The 20,012-nt window shown below is 68.4% G+C and carries 17 protein-coding genes and 1 tRNA gene; 12 read left to right on the forward strand and 6 right to left on the reverse strand.

What is annotated here, in order from left to right:
• Positions 1–249: 249 nt before the first annotated feature.
• The gene (locus QP939_RS20065; RefSeq protein WP_285458350.1) at positions 250–831 is read right to left on the reverse strand and encodes an HhH-GPD-type base excision DNA repair protein; all 582 of its coding nucleotides are present in this window, start codon (positions 829–831) and stop codon (positions 250–252) included.
• Positions 832–1,185: 354 nt separating this feature from the next.
• Here QP939_RS20065 and QP939_RS20070 point away from each other — a divergent pair, with 354 nt between their 5' ends.
• Positions 1,186–2,721 (forward strand): hypothetical protein, encoded by a 1,536-nt coding sequence (locus QP939_RS20070; protein ID WP_285458351.1) that lies wholly within the window; start codon positions 1,186–1,188, stop codon positions 2,719–2,721.
• Between the two features lie 74 nt (positions 2,722–2,795).
• On the opposite strand, the gene QP939_RS20075 is transcribed toward QP939_RS20070, so the two are convergent.
• The 4 genes from QP939_RS20075 to QP939_RS20090 form a co-directional block, all read right to left on the reverse strand.
• Complete coding sequence (locus QP939_RS20075) at positions 2,796–4,934, reverse strand: hypothetical protein (protein ID WP_285458352.1); 2,139 nt, start codon at positions 4,932–4,934, stop codon at positions 2,796–2,798.
• A gap of 73 nt (positions 4,935–5,007) precedes the next feature.
• Positions 5,008–5,145, reverse strand: coding sequence for a hypothetical protein (locus QP939_RS20080; RefSeq protein ID WP_285458353.1), 138 nt, complete (start codon positions 5,143–5,145; stop codon positions 5,008–5,010).
• 10 nt (positions 5,146–5,155) lie between these two features.
• Complete coding sequence (locus tag QP939_RS20085; RefSeq protein WP_285458354.1) at positions 5,156–7,066, reverse strand: hypothetical protein; 1,911 nt, start codon at positions 7,064–7,066, stop codon at positions 5,156–5,158.
• Complete coding sequence (locus QP939_RS20090; protein ID WP_285458355.1) at positions 7,063–7,605, reverse strand: hypothetical protein; 543 nt, start codon at positions 7,603–7,605, stop codon at positions 7,063–7,065. Before QP939_RS20090 ends, QP939_RS20085 begins: the two co-directional genes overlap by 4 nt.
• 401 nt (positions 7,606–8,006) lie before the next feature.
• Between QP939_RS20090 and QP939_RS20095 the strand changes: the two genes are divergently transcribed.
• Positions 8,007–8,079, forward strand: a tRNA-Arg gene (locus QP939_RS20095).
• Positions 8,080–8,149: 70 nt separating this feature from the next.
• Here QP939_RS20095 and QP939_RS20100 read toward each other — a convergent pair.
• A complete protein-coding gene (locus QP939_RS20100) occupies positions 8,150–9,994 on the reverse strand; it encodes a site-specific integrase (RefSeq protein ID WP_285458356.1) in 1,845 nt (614 codons plus the stop codon).
• A gap of 381 nt (positions 9,995–10,375) precedes the next feature.
• On the opposite strand from QP939_RS20100, the gene QP939_RS20105 reads away from it, so the two are divergent.
• The 10 genes from QP939_RS20105 (at position 10,376) to QP939_RS20150 (ending at position 19,898) form a co-directional block, all read left to right on the forward strand.
• On the forward strand, positions 10,376–11,059 hold the full coding sequence (locus QP939_RS20105) for a hypothetical protein (RefSeq protein ID WP_285458357.1): 684 nt from the start codon (positions 10,376–10,378) through the stop codon (positions 11,057–11,059).
• Positions 10,981–12,387, forward strand: a complete 1,407-nt coding sequence (locus QP939_RS20110; RefSeq protein ID WP_285458358.1) for a hypothetical protein — start codon at positions 10,981–10,983, stop codon at positions 12,385–12,387. The genes QP939_RS20105 and QP939_RS20110 overlap by 79 nt, the downstream gene beginning before the upstream one ends.
• Before the next feature lie 33 nt (positions 12,388–12,420).
• Positions 12,421–12,723, forward strand: coding sequence for a hypothetical protein (locus tag QP939_RS20115; protein ID WP_285458359.1), 303 nt, complete (start codon positions 12,421–12,423; stop codon positions 12,721–12,723).
• A 218-nt stretch (positions 12,724–12,941) separates the two neighbouring features.
• Complete coding sequence (locus QP939_RS20120; protein ID WP_003087851.1) at positions 12,942–13,595, forward strand: response regulator; 654 nt, start codon at positions 12,942–12,944, stop codon at positions 13,593–13,595.
• 3 nt (positions 13,596–13,598) lie between these two features.
• Complete coding sequence (locus QP939_RS20125) at positions 13,599–14,207, forward strand: trimeric intracellular cation channel family protein (protein WP_285458360.1); 609 nt, start codon at positions 13,599–13,601, stop codon at positions 14,205–14,207.
• Between the two features lie 67 nt (positions 14,208–14,274).
• Positions 14,275–14,967 carry a response regulator transcription factor gene (locus QP939_RS20130; RefSeq protein WP_285458362.1) on the forward strand — a complete coding sequence of 231 codons (693 nt, stop codon included), beginning with the start codon at positions 14,275–14,277 and terminating at the stop codon, positions 14,965–14,967.
• Positions 14,964–16,373 (forward strand): HAMP domain-containing sensor histidine kinase, encoded by a 1,410-nt coding sequence (locus QP939_RS20135; RefSeq protein ID WP_285458363.1) that lies wholly within the window; start codon positions 14,964–14,966, stop codon positions 16,371–16,373. Before QP939_RS20130 ends, QP939_RS20135 begins: the two co-directional genes overlap by 4 nt.
• Positions 16,374–16,552: 179 nt before the next feature.
• Positions 16,553–17,353: a DeoR/GlpR family DNA-binding transcription regulator gene (locus QP939_RS20140; protein WP_285458364.1), complete on the forward strand. Its 801-nt coding sequence runs from the start codon at positions 16,553–16,555 to the stop codon at positions 17,351–17,353.
• Positions 17,350–18,432, forward strand: a complete 1,083-nt coding sequence (gene galT / locus QP939_RS20145; RefSeq protein ID WP_285458365.1) for a galactose-1-phosphate uridylyltransferase — start codon at positions 17,350–17,352, stop codon at positions 18,430–18,432. The genes QP939_RS20140 and galT overlap by 4 nt, the downstream gene beginning before the upstream one ends.
• 71 nt (positions 18,433–18,503) lie before the next feature.
• On the forward strand, positions 18,504–19,898 hold the full coding sequence (locus QP939_RS20150) for a S1C family serine protease (protein WP_285458366.1): 1,395 nt from the start codon (positions 18,504–18,506) through the stop codon (positions 19,896–19,898).
• The last annotated feature ends 114 nt before the right edge of the window (positions 19,899–20,012 follow it).

Consider the following 20,012-nt stretch of genomic DNA (forward strand, 5'->3'; position numbering starts at 1 on the left):
AACGTGGTGGCACCTTGAGGGGGCGCGTCGCCCCTGACGTGACCGAAGGCGCGCCTACAGCGGTGCCGGGCTACCCCGCTCGAGCCAATCCGAAGCCGGTCGACGAGGCGGTGGTCAGTTCTGCGGACAAGGCCGCCACCGACGGATCCGTGCGTTCCCGGATCGCCGCGCCCTGAAGGGGGATCGCGTTGCCGGCCTCTGCGCACTGGGTGGCCACCCGTGGCGGTCGCAGAGCGCTCGGCTCGTCCGCTAGTCAGCCTTGGCGGCGGCCTTGGTGGCCTTTCTGAACGCGCGGACCTCGGCGAGGGTCTCGCTGTTGGTGACGTCGGCTATGGACCGTCGGGAGCCGCGGTCGCCGTACGCGCCGGCGGCTTCGCGCCAGCCCTTCGGGGTGATGCCGCGCTGCTTGCCGAGCAGGGCCAGGAAGATCTTGGCCTTCTGCTCGCCGAACCCGGGCAGGGCCTTCAGGCGCTTGAGGACTTCGGTGCCGTCGGGTTTCGGGCGGCCGTCGAGCCAGATGCCTTCGGTGCGGCCGTCGTAGTTTTCGATGATGTGCTGGGCGAGTGCGTGGACGCGGCGGGCCATGGAGCCGCCGCAGCGGTGGATGGCGGGCGGCACGACGCACATTTCGACGAAGGTGTCGACGTCGGTGGCGGCGATCTTCGCGAGGGAGAAGCCGTCCATCCGGTCGGCGATCTTCCGTGGGCCCGCGAAGGCGTGGTCCATGGGATATTGCTGATCTAGAAGCATGCCCGTGAGCAGGGCGAAGGGGTCGTCGTTGAGCAGCTTGTCGGCGGCCGGGTCGCCGGTGAGGTGGAACTCGCGCAGCATGTTCGCATCCTGACAGGAGACGTGGTCGCTTACGGGGGTCGGTGCCGCAACTGGCGTACCAGAGCGGCGGTATCAGGTAATCACCGCATCGCGTTGATCGTCACCTAAGTGTGTGACTTCCAGAGTCTTGACTTCTGCTGGGCGAGGCATACGGCACAACTGCTACCTATAGTGACCATTAGGCTGCGCGGGGTGGTTCATGCGCTTCGTCTGCGCACAGAGCCGGTGCCCACTGGACAACGTGCCCCGACCGGGCGGCTGTCGGGGAGGTGCACCCGGCAGGATTGACGCTCAACTTCGAAGCCGAAGTGCAATTGAGGTGAAGTCGCTGGCCGCCCCGTCTAGTCTCCCGGAATGAGTAGTGGTGTACCCGACTCGGCGATCGTCGAGGTCCCGCAATGGCTCTGGAACAACGCGCCGGAGGCATTCTTCAAGGCAGCGATGCTCCACGCGCGCAGTACGGGAGCCGCCAGCAACGCCTGGCGCGTCCGCCCCTTCGAGAAGCACTTCCGAACGGCTCCCAGCCTGCTCGATGTGCACCACCTCGCGGGGCCCGGTGTCGCTCGGCAGCGCTTCGCCGACCTCGAAGCCTTCCCTGCGCCGAACCTCCGCGGCCCGGTCACCCAGCGTGAGCTGGATGAACTGAAAAAGCGCGCCGAACGGGCCTCGGCCACCGGAGAGGTGGTTGACGCGTTCACGTTCTTCAGCCTGCAGACGTCTCTGGCGGGTCACCACGAGCTCCCGCAGATCGCCGAGAACATCTACGCCGAGCTCTTAGCGTTCAGGATGGAAGAGACATCAGCGGTCGCATTTCCCGACAGCAGTGTGCATGTGGTGAGGCGGCGCGCGGAACTGGTCCATCGGATCAAGCTGGCCAGTTTCCTGATCAGGATCGAACACGATCCGGCGTTGGCCGCCGGCAACCTCGGCCCCACCAAGGCGGCAGCGAATACCGGCAGCCTGGTTTTCTCGGCATCGGAAGAGCTGATCAACGGGGTGGTCTTCCTGGACCTCTACTTCGGTCCGCTCCTGGGTGCTCTGTCGCCGGCGGTCTGGGGGTTCCACACGGCGCACGAGGTCGGCACCATGCTGTACAGCATCGGTAGCCCGTTGAGCGGTTCGAAGGGCGATGCCGCCGAGATGCTGCACCTCCTGCCGGGGAAATCCCCTTTGGTTGCCACGAGGTTTTCGAGTTTCCAGCCTCGCGCCGCGCGAGAGGCGCTCGACTGGTGGGCCGCCCGGCTCAACGCGTTGTTCGGCGTCCTCACGAACCCGGCGGTCTTCAGCGATTCGAAACAACGGTACGTCCCGGTCAAGCACATCCAGGGCACCTCCACCGCCGAACAGCTATTCAAGCGGGTCACGTCGATCCTGTCGTCTCACCGGGACACGACTGCCCGCAACGTCATCTTCTTTTCTATTCTTGACACCCTGGAAAGGATGACCAGCCGCAACCTTGAGACCCACTGCGGCCTGCAGTTCGCGCGCGACACCCTGGATCGGCTGGAGCGCGATATCCCACTCGCGGCTGCGGAGATCCTCCTGCCAGCAGCGCGCCGAGCGGTCGCCGCGCTCGCGGAACTCCAAAACGGCTTCTTCCTGCTACAGCAGTCCGGCGCGACGGAGATCGACATCCTCGACAACGGTCAAGTTGTCGGTTCGTTGAAGCCGGAGCGGGCCGCGGCGGAGTACGTCAAGGTCCTCAGGAATGCGACCCATGGCTTCGGTAGCAACAAGAGCGGCCGGAACGGCATCACGAACACGTTGCTCGCGCATCACAACGGTGAAATTCCGCAGGATTTGCCGCTGCTCGGGTACTTGTACCTTCTCGATGTTCTCAGCCGGCCTGAGGTCGTTGAACGTTCGTTATATCGCGGTGGAAGGGTCTGAGAAGTCACCAGGTAAGCGGTCGCCCAGCTCTGTCGGTCGCGGATCGCCTCGTCGAGGTATCTGTCGGGGCTGGGTCAGAGGACGAGGGACGGCTTGGTTCGTCCGCCGGGAATTTCTAGCATCACGATGTGCCGCTCGTCTTCGCTGCCCGGTATCTCGAGTGTCGTGTGGCTAACGTATTCGCGCAGGTGCTGTGTCGGGCCTTTGTCGCGTGGTGGAGCCAACCTGAGCACGACCAAGAACCCGATCCGGACTCCGGTCGCCTGGTAGGTGACGGTCTGTTTGATATACGTGCTCTTCTGCGCGACAGGCACCATCGTCGAGTCGGCCTTCAGCTCCAAGTACAGCTGGAAGCCGGGAAAGGAGATCTGGATGTCCACGCGGCCCGCTCCGACCTCTTGGACTTCGACGTTCGTGATGCCGCTCAGCTGCCCGCCGGACAGCCAGTCGTACAGGTCCTTGTGCAGGTCGTGTTCGTCGGCGTCGGCCTTGAAGAGGTACTCCTCCGAGGACTCCTGCGTGTTCATCCGGCGGGAGACGAACCGGATGAGCTGGTCGAGCACCGTCCGCACACCGTGGGCGACCTCGCCCTTGAAGTCGGCGCACGGCGCGAGAGCGTTGAGCATGGCTTTGCGGACGTCGGTGATCACGAGCTCCTGATCGAGCGCGTGCGCCTCCCGCAGGTCGGCGATCTCGGTGTTCAGGCTCCGCAGTACGTCGGCGTCAAGCCCGCTGAGCGCTTCAGCGGCGCCGTACCGCCCGAAGAGTTCCGCGAGCAGGGGCGGCATCGACGCCGCTGCCTGCTCTGGGCCTTTTCCCGGCGGCTCCTGCGCGGCCGCGAGACTGTCACGAGCTGCGGCCTCGAGCGCGAGAGCGGTTTCGAGCTGGAGTCTGTGCTCCTCGGTGTCCTCGGTGCGGACGCGCTCTCGGAGGGCATCGATGTGATCGAGGAGGTGCCGCATGAGGCCGGCGCGAGCAGCGAAGCCACTTGCGATCGCGGGGCGGACGACGTCGCGGACGACCTCGATGCCGTCCTCGTAGTCGGTGAGGTCGTAGGCGTGGGAGGCCGAGTAGAGCTGAAGCAGGTCGTCCAGGATGACCGCGGCGTCGTAGAGGCTGTCGCGATCGAGTTTGGCGCGGAGCCACGCGAGGTCGGTCATGAGGCGTTCCCAACCGGCGAAGACCAGCTGCTTGCGATCACCGCTCCAGTGGTTCAGCCCGTGCCCGGCCACAGCGAACCGTCGCACGTCGTCAGCCAGGGTCTCGATCTCCGGTAGGTCGAGGTCCCATTCTGCTGCGGACCGAGCTGCTGCTCCGTGTCCGACCTGATCGTCGATGAACGACCGAAGCAACCGCAGCGCGCTGTCAAGCACCGTGACGTCGCCCCGCTCGTCGTGTGTTCTCGCGAAGCTCAGCGCCTCGATCGCCGCGCCGAAATGCGTGCTCGCTTCGGCCGCTGTCGACGACCGAAAACCTCGGACCAGTTCGACGTTCGCGCTGGTCCAGGAGACGTCCGAGGCGATCTCCGCACCGTACTCACGGTTGCGGGCAAGCGTCACGTCGTCCGGTGCACTGGGCGACCCGGGTGATTTGACCCCGGAGAGCACGTCGATGACCTCGATGATCCGGTCGTCGACGTTCCAGTGGTCGTGTGCCGCGCCGATCGACCGGAGCACTGCCTGGGCATAGCGGCGCGGTTGCGGAGCGGTGACGTCCTCGAGCACCCCGAGCAGCTTGTATTCCGACGCGCGCCCCGAGATCGACAGACGGACGTACGTTTCCAGGGCATCCGCGTGCCGGGAAACCTGCGCGGCGGTGGGAACGGCTTGACCGGTCGCGGGTTCGGGAGGATGGGCGAGCGCCAGGCACCGGGTGGCAAGATCAGTGGCGCCGAAGGCCAGGAGCCGCTGATTGGCGCAGAACTCGTCGAGGCCTTGTGCGAACTGCAGCGGGTCTTCCGTCGCCGTCACGGCTTGCACGAGAGCCGAAACCGCTGCTTGGACCTCCGCGGACCCTGGAGCCGAGTTCGCGATGTCGCGGCTCACCATGGCCAACACTGGCGTCAGCAACTGGCTGTCGACGAGTCGTGGTGCGACGGCCTCGATGGCGAGCCAGCCTCCAAGCTCCTGGAGAAGGTTCGCCGGTGGTTCTGTATCGGTCAGAGAGCCGATCAACCGCGCTTCGATCGACTCCGCGTCGGGATTCGCGGTCACCTGCTCCTCCTTCCGGAACCCGAACATGGCCTGCCTGCCGGCGCCAGGCCGGACAGCATCTCGCAGTCTGGCGTCACCAGACGAAGTTGTCGCCTGTCGCCACCAGCGTGTTGCCCGGCGGCAGCAGAGCGGTCAGCATCGGACCGTGGGTCGTGGCGACGATCACCTGCATGCTGGTGTCTTCGGCGACCGCCGCCATCGCCGCCAGCATGGTTTCCAGGTCACCTGCGGGGATCTCCTCGGCCGCGGGCGAGTCGATGAAAAGCAGCCCGGGGTGGCGGCCGACGCCGGCCTTGTGACCGTGGGAGATCAGTGCGATTGCCGTGGCCAGCTTGATCCGGAGCTTCTCGCCGTTGGTCAGCACCCCGTACCCGCTGCGGGCGCCGCCTTTGTGGACGTCCATGTTCGCGTTCCCCTTGAGGGACACGCTGGTGATGTTGTCCGCGCCGAATTTGCGGGCGAGCTGCAGTGATCTCTCGGGAGACCTCGGCCAGCAGAGGATCTTGGTCGCCCTTCAGCCAACGCGCCGTGATGGCATCCGCGGCTTCCAGGACAAGAAGCTTTTCGGGGTCCTCAGGGCGCGGTGAAGGGATCGAGTGCCGGGCCTGCCGGTGGCTTTCGAGGGCGCCTTCGGCTCGCGCGAGCTCGATCTCGGCCTGGAGCCGCTCACGAGCCTGCGCGAAAGTTTTCCGGCTGTTCTGGACCGCGGCCTCGGCGGCGAGCCGGTCTCGGTCGGCGGTGGCGACTGCTTCCTCAAGCCGTGCAACTGCCGCATCGGCTTCGTCCGCGGCTTGACGCAGAGCATCGAGGACATCGACGGCCGGTTCGTTGCCGACACCGCCGGCTTCGTCTCGTTCCGAGAGAGCCGCTGTCGCACTGACCAGATCACCGCGCGTGTCTTCGGACAGTTCGGAGGCGACCACGACGTTGCCGGTGTACGCGTCCAGATCCAGCTGAGAGGCGCACAGCGAGCACGCGTGATCGTGTCCTTCGGCGTCGCGCCGCTCCTGCGTCACCGAGGCCGAACATCGAGGGCACACAGTCGGGGTCATCGCGTTGAAGAAGCGTCGCGCGAGCGCGTCTTCGACGGTGGTGTTGCGCCGCAGCTGCTCGGTGCGGAGCTGGTCGTGGACGTGGGCCGCAGCTGATCGCGCGGTCAGCAGCTGGAAAGTCAGCTCCTGCGTGGCCTGCGCCTGATCGTTCGCCGCAGCCGCCAGCGCGTAGACGGTGTCCACGTCCGGCGCGGCGTCGCCGAACGAAGCGACGAGCTCCCGAGCCTCGGCCACTCGTGCTTCGGCGGCTTCGACCGAGGTGTCCGCGACCTGGAGGAGAACATCAGACCTGCCTGCGTTCCGTTTGCGCTCGAACTGTGCGGCCTTCAGTGCAGTAGCGGCCTGCGCCCGCGCCGGTGCCCACGAGGTGCCGACGAACATCTGCAGCATGCGCGTCCCGAGGACGCTCTCGTTGCCGACGACCGGGTCGAGACGGTCGGCGTGGACCGCCAACGCGGACGCGTAAGCGGGCCACGCGTGCGAGATCTCCTGCTCGTTGGCCCACATCGCGATGGGCTCCAGGCGTAGCCGTTCGAGCATCAACGTGCCCATGGCGGATTCGAACTCAGTCTCGTTGGCGAAAGCCGCCAGGGTGGTGTTGCGACCGTTCGATACCTGGCGCACCGTCCCGGCGGGGACGCCGCCGGTGGTCTGGAAGGAGACGACGATCGGAAGGTCGTCGATCCGGAACTCCACTTCGGCGGAACGAATCCAGGACCGGACGTCGGGCTGTAGGGGACAACGGCCGGTGAGCGCCCAGGAGATGAAGTGGAGCACCGACGACTTGCCCCTGAGGTTCCGCTCGCTCCCGACGCCGTTGATCCCGTCCGACGGTGACCAGGTCAAGTCAAAGGGAACGGGGGTACTGGCCAAGTCATCGGCGACTTCGTCGTCTCGATCGCCCCGCAGGAGTTTTGTCCCCGACACCTGGATCCGGCGGACCCTGAGCCGGACCGGAACGCCGGTGGTGGCGCCGCTTGCGATCCCGGCATCGGCCAGGATCTGATCGACTCGCTCGCCGGCGATCACGATGTCTTTCGCGGCTAAGTCGGCGTGAATTGCTTCTCCGAGGGCGCTCATTCTTCACTCCCGCCGTTGTCAGGGCCGACTCCGGTTCGGAGTGTCCTCAGCCTCGCGGCGACCCCGTCGGCGATAGGGGCGATGATCGTGCCGAGCTTCGTCCGCGCGTATTCGGCCTGCCGGTACTGGCGTTGCTTGAGCACGCTGCCGGAGTCGGTCCCGGCGGCCAGTGCGACGAGTTTCACCTGCTCGGTGTACCAAGACAAATGCGGCTCGTGGGCGAGGTCGTTCACGGCGGTCTGGCCCTTCGTGGTGAGGAAGAACTGGCTCCTGGCCGTCTTGACGACCCCGCCCAATCGGCTCACCAGGGCGAGTCCGTAGGCGTCGAGGACGGCGAACGCGTCGTCGATGGCTTCGTACGCTCCGAAGTGCCAGCGGGGCATCGGGTACCACCGCAGATCCGGCTCTGGAGATTTGAGCAGGTGGTCTGCGGTGTCCAGGTAGCTGGTCGCCAGCTCGCCGGCTTCGACTTTGGTCACGAGTTCGCCCGCGAGGTAGTCGGGATTCCGGAGCCAGAAGTCGAGGGCTTGGAGGCGCATTTCACTCCGGACGACCTTTACGGCACCGGCCGGGTCCCCGGGCGCGACGGCCTCCCCGCACGATCCGAGGATCACCAAGAGCCGTATCGCGTGCTGCATGCGCGTCGCCTGAGGGCGACCCTCGCCCGATCCGTCCAAGCCAGGCTCCGACAAAGCGACCTCCCCGAGAGTGTGCCCGCCTACGTTCCAGGGTGCTCGGCTTGCTGCGACCCTGCCTGACTGAAGATCGTCGGGTAGGTCGCCGCGGTTACATGTGGTGCTCGTTCGAGACTGACGCGACGGAGGCAGTGCCGGGGTTCGACGTTCAGGCTGCACCGATCGATCGGGACGAGCGTTTCGTCGCGCACGTGATCGAACATGCTGACTCGGATCGATCTGCGAATGCTAGGATTTCGGAGTTAGCCCTCGTAGCTCAGGGGATAGAGCACGGCTCTCCTAAAGCCGGTGTCGCAGGTTCGATTCCTGCCGGGGGCACTCTGACCAGGCAAAATGCCGAGGACCCGGCCTTCTGAAGCTGATCGGTGGCTTCATGATTGAGCGTACGTCAAAGGCTTGCGAACACCGTGACGACAGCTGGCTCGCCTGAGTTGCGGACGATCAGCTCGAAGTCGCCGATGTCGGCGTCGGCTCCGGCGGTGTGCCGCCTGACCGAGCTTCGCAAGAGCCGGGCGAGCTGCCTGGCATCTGCGGGGTCCGCTTCGGCGGTGAACGCCTTGACCGTCCTGCCGAGGTGCAGCAGTTCAAGGTCGAGGGGACGTGGCACTGGTTCGAGCGCAGCTGTGGCTAAAGGCTGTTCGTCCTCGGCCTGCTCGGCCGTGGGCGGTTGTGGGTCGGGGAGCAGGATCAGCGGTCGTTTGCCCCTTCCACCTGCGGAAAGCATGCCCCACTGTCGGAGGAGGTCCGCAGCGCGGTGGGCAGTGCCGACGGCGACCTCGTAGGTGGCGGCGATCTCCTTGATCGAGGGGGCGATCGAGCCGTCCGCCAGCTCACCCGCGAGGATGCGGCTGCGGATACGCGCAGCGACGCGTTCGAAGGGTGCCTCCGGCGCGGACTTGGCTCGCTGGATCTGGTCGAGCAACGCGGGGTGTTCGGGGAGTCGGGCGGCCAGGTCGCCGGCTGCGCGCTGGTGGGCCTCGGAGGCCCAGGCAGCGTAGAAGCGTAGGGTCGTGCTGCCGCCGCCGCTGTGGCCGAGCCGTCCGGCCACGGTCCGGATGTCCACGCCGGCGGCGATCAGTTCCGTGGCGTTGAAGTGCCGCAGGCACTTGAGCTGGGTGTCGAGACCCATGGCCCGGGTCATCCGGCGGTAGCGCTGAGTGACCGAACGCGGCCGCAGCGGCGTGCTGTGGTCCGGCATTAGCGAGAAGAAGAACGCGTCGTCGTCCAGGTTGTGTCCGGCCTCGGACGCTGCGGTGTCGAGCGCTGACCAGTAGTCGATGAGCAGCTGGTTCGAGGCGTCGTCCAGGACGATGTGGCGGGCGATCTCGTTCTTGATGCCTTTCTCGAGGAGCTCGTTGGTTTCGTCGAGCTGGGCGATGGCCTCCCGCAGGTACAGGACCTTCTTGATCGGATCGTGGTGGCGACGGCGCAGTGCCACGACCTCGCCGCGGCGGGCGCCGGAGATCATGGCGATGAAGATGAGCACGCCCCAGGCGAGTTCCCGGCGGAATGCCTCGTTCACGATTGCTGCGGCTTCGGTGGTGCTCGGCGGGACCGGGTCGGTTTTCTCGAACGACGGCGGCGCAAGTCCGTCGATCGGGTTGACCGACCACCATTCCCATTCCGCCATTGCCATGGTGTACGCGCCGGACAGTATGGCGTGGATCTTGCGGACCGTGTTGTTGGCGAGGCCCTTGCACTGGTGTTTCCGGCACCGGGCATCGCACTCGTGTTTGCGAGGCGTCCGGTGCTCGATCCAATTCGTGTTCGTGCAATGGTGGCGGCACCGTTGGCAATCCTTATAGAGTGCGCGGATCGTTTTCCTCGCGTCCTTGGTGGCGTTTTTGGTGCCGATGTAGGGAATAACGTGACGGTTGATCAGGCTGCCGTCTTTTTCAACGGTAGTGCGCGCAGCGTCGCGCTCGTCCTGATACTTGAGCACCAGATGGGCGATGTCGACTTTCGTTTTCGGGTGCCGTTGTTCGTCGACTTCGTTGAGCAGGCGAGTGAGGGCGACTTCGGCCTGGTGCTCGTCGTCGGGGCCCGGCGGGACGATGACGGTCGGCCGGTGTCGCTTGCCGGTGATCGGGTCCACTCCGGCGTCGACGCGCACTCGCAGCGATCCGCTGGACAGGCGATCGATGGACCCGCGCGACCGGTTGCGTCGGGCGCCCCGACCACCGCGAGTGCGCTTCCCCCGGGTCGATACCGCCGTCGTCTCTGCCGTGCTCATGTCCCGATGATATTGAAATTTCGGGTCACGTTTCGGGTCATGGCGGGGCCAGGGGGCTCCGACGTACCTCGCTGACCTGCGTCGACGGCCGAGGTTCGAGGCTGCGACGCTTACATTAGGAGAGCGGTGCTCTATCCCCTGAGCTACGAGGGCTTGCGTATCCCGGATAGGTTACCCGACAGTCGGCGACGGGGTGGTGAGGCCTGAAGATTCGGGGTCTGGGCGCGTGCACTCGGGCAGATAAGTCACATTCAGTGACTTTTATGTCACTCATTGTAGTTTATCAGTGGTGACAAGGACGCATGAGGCGCCGGTGGCCGGATGCGGGCGGTCCGGTTCCCGGCACTACCCTCTTCCGCGGGCTGACAGGACGGAGCCGGAGTGCGTACTTACTACCCCGAGGACGACTACGAGGGCTACGAGGCTGGACAAGACCTCCTGGTCCGGCGCTTCATCACCTGGGCGGACACCCAGGATTGCGATCCCTACGCCGTCGTCTCGGCACTTCAGTTCCGGCACACGTCGGTCGACGGGCGGCTTGCCTACTGGACCGCCGCACTGGTCCGGGACTTCCTTCTCTCCTATGTGCCGCGCACGTTGTCGGCCACTGCTGAGGACGCCGTGCTCGTGCCCGGCACGTTGCGGTTGTTCCTTCGGTACCTGCACGAGACCGAGCTGGCCGACCCCATGGGTGATCCGCTGCCCGACCTCGAGGACGCCGTGGCGAAGGCGTCGGCCGAGTTTCCGGCCGCGATGGCCGATGAGCGCAACTTCGGCGTGGGCAAGTACTGGGTGATGACCGCTGTCCGGAACGGAGTCGATCCTTCGGACTCCGACGCCATGAACGCCTTCCTCGCCGAGGTGCGGGAGGGGAAGCACGCCTATGACGCCGAACTCCTCGCGGACATCGCGGCTCGGCATGCGATCGAACAGCCCGGGCAGGCGCTTCCGCAACTGCCCGTCGCCCTGCCGACACGGCGGAGCTCGTGGACGCCGCAGAGCGCTCCTCGCTCGTGGTCAAGCTGCGGAAGTTCGTCGAGTGGGTGGGTGACGGACGGACCCTGACCGGCACGGGCACCCTGAAGCTCGCCGACGCCCGGGAGCTCGTCGCCTTGCTGGACACCGGTGACGAGCTCGAGCGGGACCTCGGTGGCGAGGTGCAGCGCGTCCGCAGCAGCGCCGACCTGCCCAACCTCGCCATTTTGTTCGAACTCGCCAAGCGCGCGCGAATCGTGCGGGTGGTCAAGGGCAAGCTGGTTCGCGTAGCGAAGGCGACGCGACTGGTGGAGGATGCCCTCGCGTTGTGGGCTGCGGCTTTCGACGCGCTCCCCGAGCGGGGGCTGCTGGTCAAGGACACCGGCTGGGGCCTCGGCTACGCCCTGCTGCTCGACGACTGTCTCGACTTCGTGCTGCCGGACGTGCTCAACACGGTTTACGGGATGCCGGAGCCGGTACCCGTGGTCCGGCTCGCCGAAACTGCGTGGCTGGCCTGTGTGGAAAGTGCGTACGTCGACCTCGATCCGTCGATCGAGCCGGTCTGGCGGGACGGATTCGTGGGTGAGTTCCGCCGGTTGCTCGCCAGGCTGGCCGAATTCGGTGCGGCCGAGCTGACCACGGGGCCCGCCGACCCGATGTACACCATGGATCTGGTGCCGGAGAACCCCGAACTCCCATCGGAAGTCCAGGGCCGCTTGCGGGACGCGCTCGAGGCGTCGTCGCTCGACCGGGTCGCCCTCACGCCGCTGGCGACCTGGGCGGTCCGGGAGCGGCTGGTGCGGGAAGGGCGGTTCGCACCAGTGGTGGGCGAGCTCGCTGCCGCCGCTCCCGCCGCCATGCTGGGCGTGGTCGCCGAGCATTTCACTGAAGACGCGGCCGCGGTGGAGATCGGCGGCTGGCTGGCGGTGCACGGTGGCCGGGACGCGGGCCTGCCACTCCTGTTGGACGCCGTGCGCCGGTGCCCGTTCCGCACGCGAGCGTCCGTGATGCTCCAGATCCTCGTCGATTCCCTCCCGGACGGCGACTCTGTGCTGGATGGCCTGCGCGCTGACCCGGGTTTGGGTCCGATCGCGACGCAGCTGCTGGTCGAGCGGGGAAACCTCGCGCTCGAAGAACTCGAACCGCGCGAAAGCCTGCTCTGCATGGCCGAGCAGTTCCTCGTCCTGCTCGAGACCGCCGGACTGGAAGCGACGGCTTCGACGCTGTCGGAGATACCGGACGGCGAACGCGCGCCCCTCGCGGAAGCGATCCCCGCGTCGGGCCATCCGGATCGGGTCGGACTCGACGAGCTGGCCGAAGTGTTCGAGCAGGTTCGGCCCGCCCGCAACGCGCATCCGCTCGGTGGGGTGACCCGATCCCGCATCAGTAAGGGGAAGAGCAAGAAGCGCCGCCACTGACGCATTCACGGTACTGGCGGATATCGTGCCGCTGTGGGGCCGAAGAGTGAACGCCGGGCAGCTCGTGACGCTGTGGCGGCTTACCACGAGGCGCGGCTCGCCGAGCTGGTCGCGCGAGTCGCGGACGCGGTCGACCGCCATCGGGCCGGCGAACTCGACGCTTTCGAGGTCGACGAAGTGATCCACCAGTACCACCGCGCGACACAGAAGCTGTGGACGTTCTGCGAGTTGTCCGGTTCGCACGTCGAGATCACCGCGCACACCATCCGGCGCATGGCTGACGAGGGCGAGACAATCGACTGGTGGGAACGAGGCGCGAGCCGACGTCGTGGGTGAGCCCTGGGACAACCCGACTCTCGTCGTCACCCAGGTGAGTGGTTCTCACCGTCCTCCCACATGGCGGATACACCCAGCCGGACGGCGGACCGCACCTGACCTGGACGGACCAGTGGGTCACCTGGTCGTGTCTGGTTTCGAACTGCTGAACAACAGTAGGTAACCTTCGTTAACGGGATGCGGGGAGCCGCCTCCACCGGCTGTTGCGGAGGGCTTCGTTGATCAAGCTCATGTTCGCCGACGACGAGGAACTGGTGCGCTCGGGGTTGCGCGCGATGATGTCCGGGGCCCAGGACATCGAGATCGTGGGCGAGGCGAGCGATGGCAGATCCGCGGTCGAGGTCGCGCGGCGGTACCACCCGGACGTCGCCCTGCTCGACATCAAGATGCGGGCTCCCGATGACGGCATCCGCGCCCTCCGGGCCATCCTCGCCCTGCCCGATCCGCCCACCGTCGCCATGCTGACCACCTTCGACATCGACGAGTACGTCAGCCTCGCCCTGCGGCTCGGGGCCAACGGCTTCCTCCTCAAGGACATCGACCCCGCCGCTCTCCTGCGGGCCGTCCGGGACCTCGCGCGCGGCGGGGCCGTGCTCGATCCCGGGGTCGCCGCTCGGATGGTTCAGTCGCATCGGGACGAACAGCGCGCCGCCCAGCCCGCGCGGAAGCTGCTCGCCTCACTGTCCGAACGCGAACGGGAGGTCGTCGCGCTCATCGGCCAAGGCCTCAGCAACGCCGAGATCGGGGGGCGGCTCCACCTGTCCGAAGCCACCGTCAAGGGGTACGTCTCCGCCGTGCTCTCGAAGATCGGCGCGGCGAACCGGGTGCAGGCCGCGCTGCTGGCCTACCGCGGCGGGCTGCTCGACCAGTAGAACATGCTGCTCACGGCGCTGGAGTTCCTCGGGCTCGTCGCCTTCGCGGCGTCCGGGGCGCTCGCCGCCGTGCGGGCTCGGCTCGACGTCTTCGGCGTCGTCGTGGTCGGGCTCACCACCGCGCTCGGCGGCGGGGTCATCCGGGACGTCCTGCTCGGCATCCACCCGCCGACGACGCTGCGGAACTGGCCCTACCTCGCCGTCTGCGCGGTGACCGCCCTGGTCGTCTTCGCCTTCCACCCGCAGGTCGCCCGGCTGCGGCGCGGCGTGCTGCTCGCCGACGCGCTCGGGCTCGGCGTCTTCGCCACCGCCGGGACGACCATCGCGCTGAACGCCGGCGCGACCGTCTACGCCGCGTGTCTGATCGGCATGACGACCGGGATCGGCGGCGGCGCCGTGCGCGATCTGCTGCTTCGGGAAATCCCGCTCGTCCTGCGGAAGGAGATCTACGCCGTGGCCGCGCTGGCCGGCTCGGTGCTCGTCGCCGCCGGTCACGCTCTGCGACTGCCCGCCGGGCCGGTGACCGTCGTCTCGGCCGCGGTCGTCGTCGCCGTGCGGATGGTCGCGCTCTGGCGGCACTGGAACGCGCCGGTCGCGCGGGCACCGGAGTGAGGATTCTCTTTGTGTGTTCTGTGTGTGTTCTTAGGCGGGTCTCAGCACGCTGCGTAAAACTACAGCCATGCGCATCCTTGTGGTGGACGACGACCGCGCCGTCCGTGAGTCGCTCCGCCGGTCCCTGGAGTTCAACGGATACCAGGTCGAGCTGGCCAGCGACGGTGCGCAGGCGCTGGAGGCGATCATCGCCGACCGGCCGGACGCGATGGTCCTCGACGTCATGATGCCGCGGCTCGACGGCTTGGAGGTCGCGCGCCGCCTGCGCAGCACCGGCGACGACCTGCCGATCCTCGTGCTCACCGCCCGCGACACCGTCTCCGACCGGGTGTCCGGTCTGGACGCCGGCGCCGACGACTACCTGCCGAAGCCGTTCGCGCTGGAAGAGCTGCTCGCCCGGCTGCGGGCGCTGCTGCGCCGGGCCTCGCCGGAAGCCCAGAACGGCCAGGCCTCGGAGGTTCTGTCCTTCGCGGACCTGACGCTCGACCCCGGCACGCGGGAGGTCCGCCGAGGCGGACGCGAGATCAGCCTGACCCGGACCGAGTTCGCACTGCTGGAACTGTTCCTCTCCTACCCGAAGCACGTCCTCACGCGGGGCCGGATCCTGGAGGAAGTATGGGGTTACGACTTCCCGACGTCGGGCAACGCGCTGGAGGTCTACGTCGGCTACTTGCGCCGCAAGACGGAGGCCGAGGGGGAGCCGAGGCTGATCCACACGGTCCGGGGGGTGGGCTACGTCCTGCGGGAAACCCCGCCGTGACCGATCCCGGCGATCCCCGCGGGACCCGGTGGGGAACGCGCCGGTTCTCGCTGCGCGGCCGGGTGACGCTGCTCGCCGCCGCGTGTGTCGCCGGTGCCGTGGCGCTGGTTTCGCTCGGCGCCTACATGGTCGTGCGCAGCAACCTCTACGAGCAGCTGGACGACAGCCTGCTGGCGCGCGCGCAGGCCGCGGTCAAGTCGCCGCAGGTGCACACCCAGCTGCAGCAGGTCCCCGGTGCGTTCCTCGCCAGCGCCGACCTGCAGATCGGCCAGCTCGACGCCGCGCCCGACGTCCAGCACGCCGTGATGACGTACCCGCTGTCGAGCTCGCCGCCGCCGTTCGGGGCGGACGAGCTGGCCGTCGCGAACGGTGATTCGGCGGAGTCGCTGCGGACGGACTTCCGCACCGACAGCCGCGTGGTCGCGCTGCCGACCTCGCACGGCGAGGCCATCGTGCTGGCCCAGTCGATGGGCCCGACCAAGCGCACGCTGAACGAGCTCGCGCTGGTGCTGTTCCTGATCGGCGGGGCGGGCATCCTGGTCGCGGCCGCGGCGGGCACGGCGGTCGCGCGCGCCGGCCTGCGCCCGGTCGACCGGCTGACCTCGGCCGCCGAGCGCGTCGCGAAGACGGGCGACCTGCGCCCGATCCCGGTCAGCGGCGACGACGAGCTCGCGCGGCTCACCCAGAGCTTCAACACCATGCTCGGCACGGTCGCGGACTCGCAGGAGCGGCAGCGCCAGCTCGTCGCGGACGCCGGCCACGAGCTGCGGACGCCGTTGACGTCGCTGCGCACCAACCTCGAGCTGCTGCTCGCCGCGAGCAAGCCGGGCGCGCCGCCGCTGCCGGACGAAGACCGGATCGACATCGTCGCCGACATCAGCGGCCAGCTCGACGAGCTCACCCAGCTCATCGGCGACCTGGTCGAGCTCGCGCGCCAGGACGAGCCGCGCGAGCGGTTCGAGCGCGTGGAGCTGCTGGACGTCGTGGAGCGCGCGCTCGACCGGGCGCGGCGCCGCGCGGGCGAGATCAACTTCGACGTCTCGCTGCAGCCGTGGGTGCTCACCGGCGACAACAGCTCGCTCGAACGCGCGGTGCTGAACCTGCTGGACAACGCGGTCAAGTTCTCGCCGCCGGACGCGACGGTCTGGGTGCGCCTGTACCCGCTCGGCGACGGCACGGCGGTGGTCGAGGTGGCCGACGCCGGCCCGGGCATCGCCGAGGAGGACCTGCCCAAGGTGTTCGACCGGTTCTACCGCTCGTCGGAGGCGCGGACGCTGCCCGGATCGGGCCTCGGCCTGGCGATCGTGAAGCACGCGGCCGAGCGCCACGGCGGCGCGGTGTACGCGTCACGGGCGCCCGAAGGCGGCGCGCTGATGACGATCCGGTTGCCGGGGGCGCCCGGCTGATCGCCCTCAGGTGGGTTGCGCGCTCCCCGCCGGTGGTGGTGGTGTTCGGCTGGGGCGTGGTTCCGTCGATCGCGCCGTGACCTGCTCTTTCGAAAGTTCACCCTCGCCTGCCCTGCGAATCCCGTGTTGAATCGTGTAGGATTTTGTGTGGTTGGGGCTCGACGGGGACGGAGTGAACGGTGCTGGCGCGTCAGCGACAGGCGGTGATCCTGGAAGAGGCACGCCGGACCGGCGCGGTCCGGGTCAGTGATCTCGTGACCAGGCTGGGCGTGTCCGACATGACGGTGCGCCGCGACCTCGACGTCCTCGCCGGCCGCGGGCTCGTCGAGAAGGTCTACGGCGGCGCCACCTCCGTCATCGGCAAGAGCACCGACGAACCCGGGTTCGAGGCCAAGTCCGTCCGCCAGCGCGCGCAGAAGGAAGCCATCGCCGAGCTCGCCGCGACGCTCGTCCGGCCCGGCACCGCGATCGGCATCTCCGCCGGCACCACCACGTGGACGCTCGCCCGCGCGCTCGACGCCATCCCCGGGCTCACCATCGTCACCAACTCGATCCAGGTCGCCGACGTCCTGCGCGGGTCGACGCAGCCGGACCGCACCGTCGTGCTCACCGGCGGGGTGCGCACGCCGTCCGACGCGCTGGTCGGGCCCGTCGCCGTGCACAGCCTGCGGTCGCTGCACCTCGACGTCGTCTTCCTCGGCGTGCACGGGATGGCCGAGGGACCGGGGTTCACCACGCCGAACCTCACCGAGAGCGAGACCGACCGCGCGCTGGTCGAGGCCGGGCGAAAGCTGGTCGTGCTCGCCGACCACACCAAGTGGGGCACGGTCGGGATCTCCACGATCGCCGACCTGGACGAGGCCGACGTCGTCGTCACCGACGACGGGATCCCCGACGAGGCCAAGGAAATCCTCGCCGAACGGGCGGGAGAACTCATGATCGCCGAGACGGCGGAGACGGACGAGGCCCAAGAAGCGTGAAGCGCACCGTACGACACCTGGCCGACGGCCGGGAGATCATCTATTTCGACCAGCCCGGCGCGCCCGAGCGCGTCGCCGAGGACACCCGCGACCTGCCGCCGGTCTCGGCGGCGTCGGAGATCCGCCTCGACCCGCTGACCGGCGAATGGGTCGCGATGGCCGCGCACCGGCAGACGCGCACCTACAAGCCGCCCGCCGACCTCTGCCCGCTGTGCCCGAGCAAGCCGGGCAAACCGAGTGAGATCCCCGAAAGCGACTACGACGTCGTCGTCTTCGAGAACCGCTTCCCGTCCTTCGCCGAGGATGTCGTCGGCGAACCGTCCACTGTGGATGGTCTCGGGCTGGTGCCGGTGCGGCCCGGGCGCGGTCGGTGCGAGGTCGTCTGCTTCACCAGCGACCACGACGGCGCTTTTTCGCGGCTGAGCGCGAAGCAGGTGCGTGCCGTGGTGGACGCCTGGGCGGACCGCACGGCCGGACTGTCCGAAGTGCCCGGTGTCGAGCAGGTTTTCCCGTTCGAGAACCGCGGCGAGGAGATCGGCGTCACGCTGTCGCACCCGCACGGGCAGATCTACGGCTACCCGTTCGTCACGCCGAAGACCGAGCGCATGCTCGACGTCGCCCGCGCCTACCAGGCCGAACACGGCCGCCCGGTGCTCGGCGACGTGCTGGCCGCGGAGCGGAAGTCCGGCGCGCGCGTGGTGGCGTCCGGCGAGCACTGGACGGCGTACGTGCCGCCGGCGGCCCGCTGGCCGATCGAGGTGCACGTCGTGCCGCACCGGCAGGTCCCGGACATCCCCGCGCTGACCGACGCCGAGCGCGACGACTTCGCCGACGTCTACCTCGACGTCCTGCGCCGCTGCGACGCCCTGTACGACCGGCCGCTGCCCTACATCGCGGCGTGGCACCAGGCGCCGGTGCACCGCGACCGCGACCTCGGCTGGCTCCACCTGGAACTGTTCTCCGTGCTGCGCGCGAAGGACAAGCTAAAGTACCTGGCTGGGTCCGAATCGGGCATGGCGGTGTGGGTCAACGACGCGACGCCCGAGCAGATCGCGGAACGGCTCCGCGCCGCGGGCTGAGCGGCCATACTCATCTCCGATGCACAGGTTCGGCTCAGGAACCTCTCAGGACCGTCCCGCAAGGTGATGACATGACCGAGAACGACCCCAGCGCGCACGACCCCGCGGCGCCGCGCCAGCCCGAATCCGGCAGGCCGGGCGGCTGGGCGGGGAGCCCGTACGGTGAGCAGGCCGCCGCGCCCGAGTCCGGCGGCACGCCGCAGTACTCGGCGCCGGAGCCGACCTACCACGCGGTGACCGGGGCCGATCCGTCCTACGCGACGCCGAACCCCTGGTCCGCGCAGGGCGCCACGGCCGGCCAGACCCAGCAGCAGAGCGTCTACCCGCCGCCGAACCCGTACGCGCAGCCCGGGTACGCCCCGCCCCCTCCGCCGGCGAAGCGCTCCGGCGGCAAGCTGCTCGCCGGCGTCGCGCTGGTCGCGCTGCTGGTCGGCGGGATTGCCGGCGGCACGGTGGGCTACCTGACCGGCGGGTCGTCCGGTCCGGTCGGCAACGCGCTCGACGCGCCGAAGCCGGCCCAGCAGACCGGCAACGCGCCGGCGGGTTCGGTCGAGGCGGTCGCGCAGAAGCTGTCGCCGAGCGTCGTCGAGCTGCAGGTGGCCGGGCAGCAGGGCGCGGGCGAAGGCTCCGGGTTCGTCATCAGCACCGACGGCTACATCCTGACCAACAACCACGTCGTCGAGGTCGCCGCGAACGGCGGCCAGATCCAGGCGGTGTTCCAGGACGGCAAGAAGGCCGCGGCGAAGATCATCGGCCGCGACCCGACGACGGACATCGCCGTGGTCAAGGTCGACGGCGCCAGCAACCTGACCCCGGTGGAGCTCGGCCGGTCCGACGACCTGCGCGTCGGCCAGTCGGTCGTCGCCATCGGCTCGCCGTTCGAGCTGGCGGGCACGGTCACGTCGGGCATCGTCAGCTCGCTGCACCGGCCGGTGCGCGCGGGCGGCGGCCAGGGCGGCCAGGAGACGGTGATGGACGCGGTCCAGACCGACGCGGCGATCAACCCGGGCAACTCGGGCGGTCCGCTCGCGAACATGTCCGGCCAGGTGATCGGCATCAACTCGGCGATCTACAGCCCGCAGTCGGCGTCCGGCCAGGGCCAGGGCGGTTCCGAGAGCGGCAACGTCGGCATCGGGTTCGCGATCCCGATCGACCAGGCACGCCGCACCGCGGACACGATCATCAAGACCGGCCAGGCGATCCAGACGTACATCGGCGCCCAGGTGAAGGACGCCCCGCAGGGCGGCGCCGAGCTCGGCGCGATCACCGCGGGCAGCCCGGCGGAGAAGGCCGGCCTGAAGGCGGGCGACATCGTCACCAAGATCGACGACCGCACGATCGACAAGGCCGACACCCTGGTGGCGGCGGTCCGCACGCGAGCCCCGGACGAGAAGGCGAAGTTCACGCTGTCGGACGGCCGCACGGTCGAGGTGACCCTCGGCGGCCAGCCGGTCCCGGCGAACTGAGGTTTAAGACGCTCGGCCGCCTCGGCGCGGCCGAGACCAGCATCGGCTCGACCCCCGCATCTCGGGGCCGGACCCACAAGGCCACGCGCGACCAGGCACTCGATGCCGGTCGCG

Origin of the sequence: Amycolatopsis nalaikhensis (genome assembly GCF_030264295.1) — a bacterium.
Taxonomy (GTDB): Bacteria; Actinomycetota; Actinomycetes; order Mycobacteriales; family Pseudonocardiaceae; genus Amycolatopsis; species Amycolatopsis nalaikhensis.

Coding starts and splice junctions, on each gene's coding strand:
- QP939_RS20065 (WP_285458350.1), bottom strand. CDS start 831: ATGCTGCGCGAGTTCCACCTCACCGGCGACCCGGCCGCCGACAAGCTG.
- QP939_RS20070 (WP_285458351.1), top strand. CDS start 1,186: ATGAGTAGTGGTGTACCCGACTCGGCGATCGTCGAGGTCCCGCAATGG.
- QP939_RS20080 (WP_285458353.1), bottom strand. CDS start 5,145: ATGCTGGCGGCGATGGCGGCGGTCGCCGAAGACACCAGCATGCAGGTG.
- QP939_RS20085 (WP_285458354.1), bottom strand. CDS start 7,066: ATGAGCGCCCTCGGAGAAGCAATTCACGCCGACTTAGCCGCGAAAGAC.
- QP939_RS20090 (WP_285458355.1), bottom strand. CDS start 7,605: ATGCGCCTCCAAGCCCTCGACTTCTGGCTCCGGAATCCCGACTACCTC.
- QP939_RS20100 (WP_285458356.1), bottom strand. CDS start 9,994: ATGAGCACGGCAGAGACGACGGCGGTATCGACCCGGGGGAAGCGCACT.
- QP939_RS20125 (WP_285458360.1), top strand. CDS start 13,599: ATGCTGCTCACGGCGCTGGAGTTCCTCGGGCTCGTCGCCTTCGCGGCG.
- QP939_RS20130 (WP_285458362.1), top strand. CDS start 14,275: ATGCGCATCCTTGTGGTGGACGACGACCGCGCCGTCCGTGAGTCGCTC.
- QP939_RS20150 (WP_285458366.1), top strand. CDS start 18,504: ATGACCGAGAACGACCCCAGCGCGCACGACCCCGCGGCGCCGCGCCAG.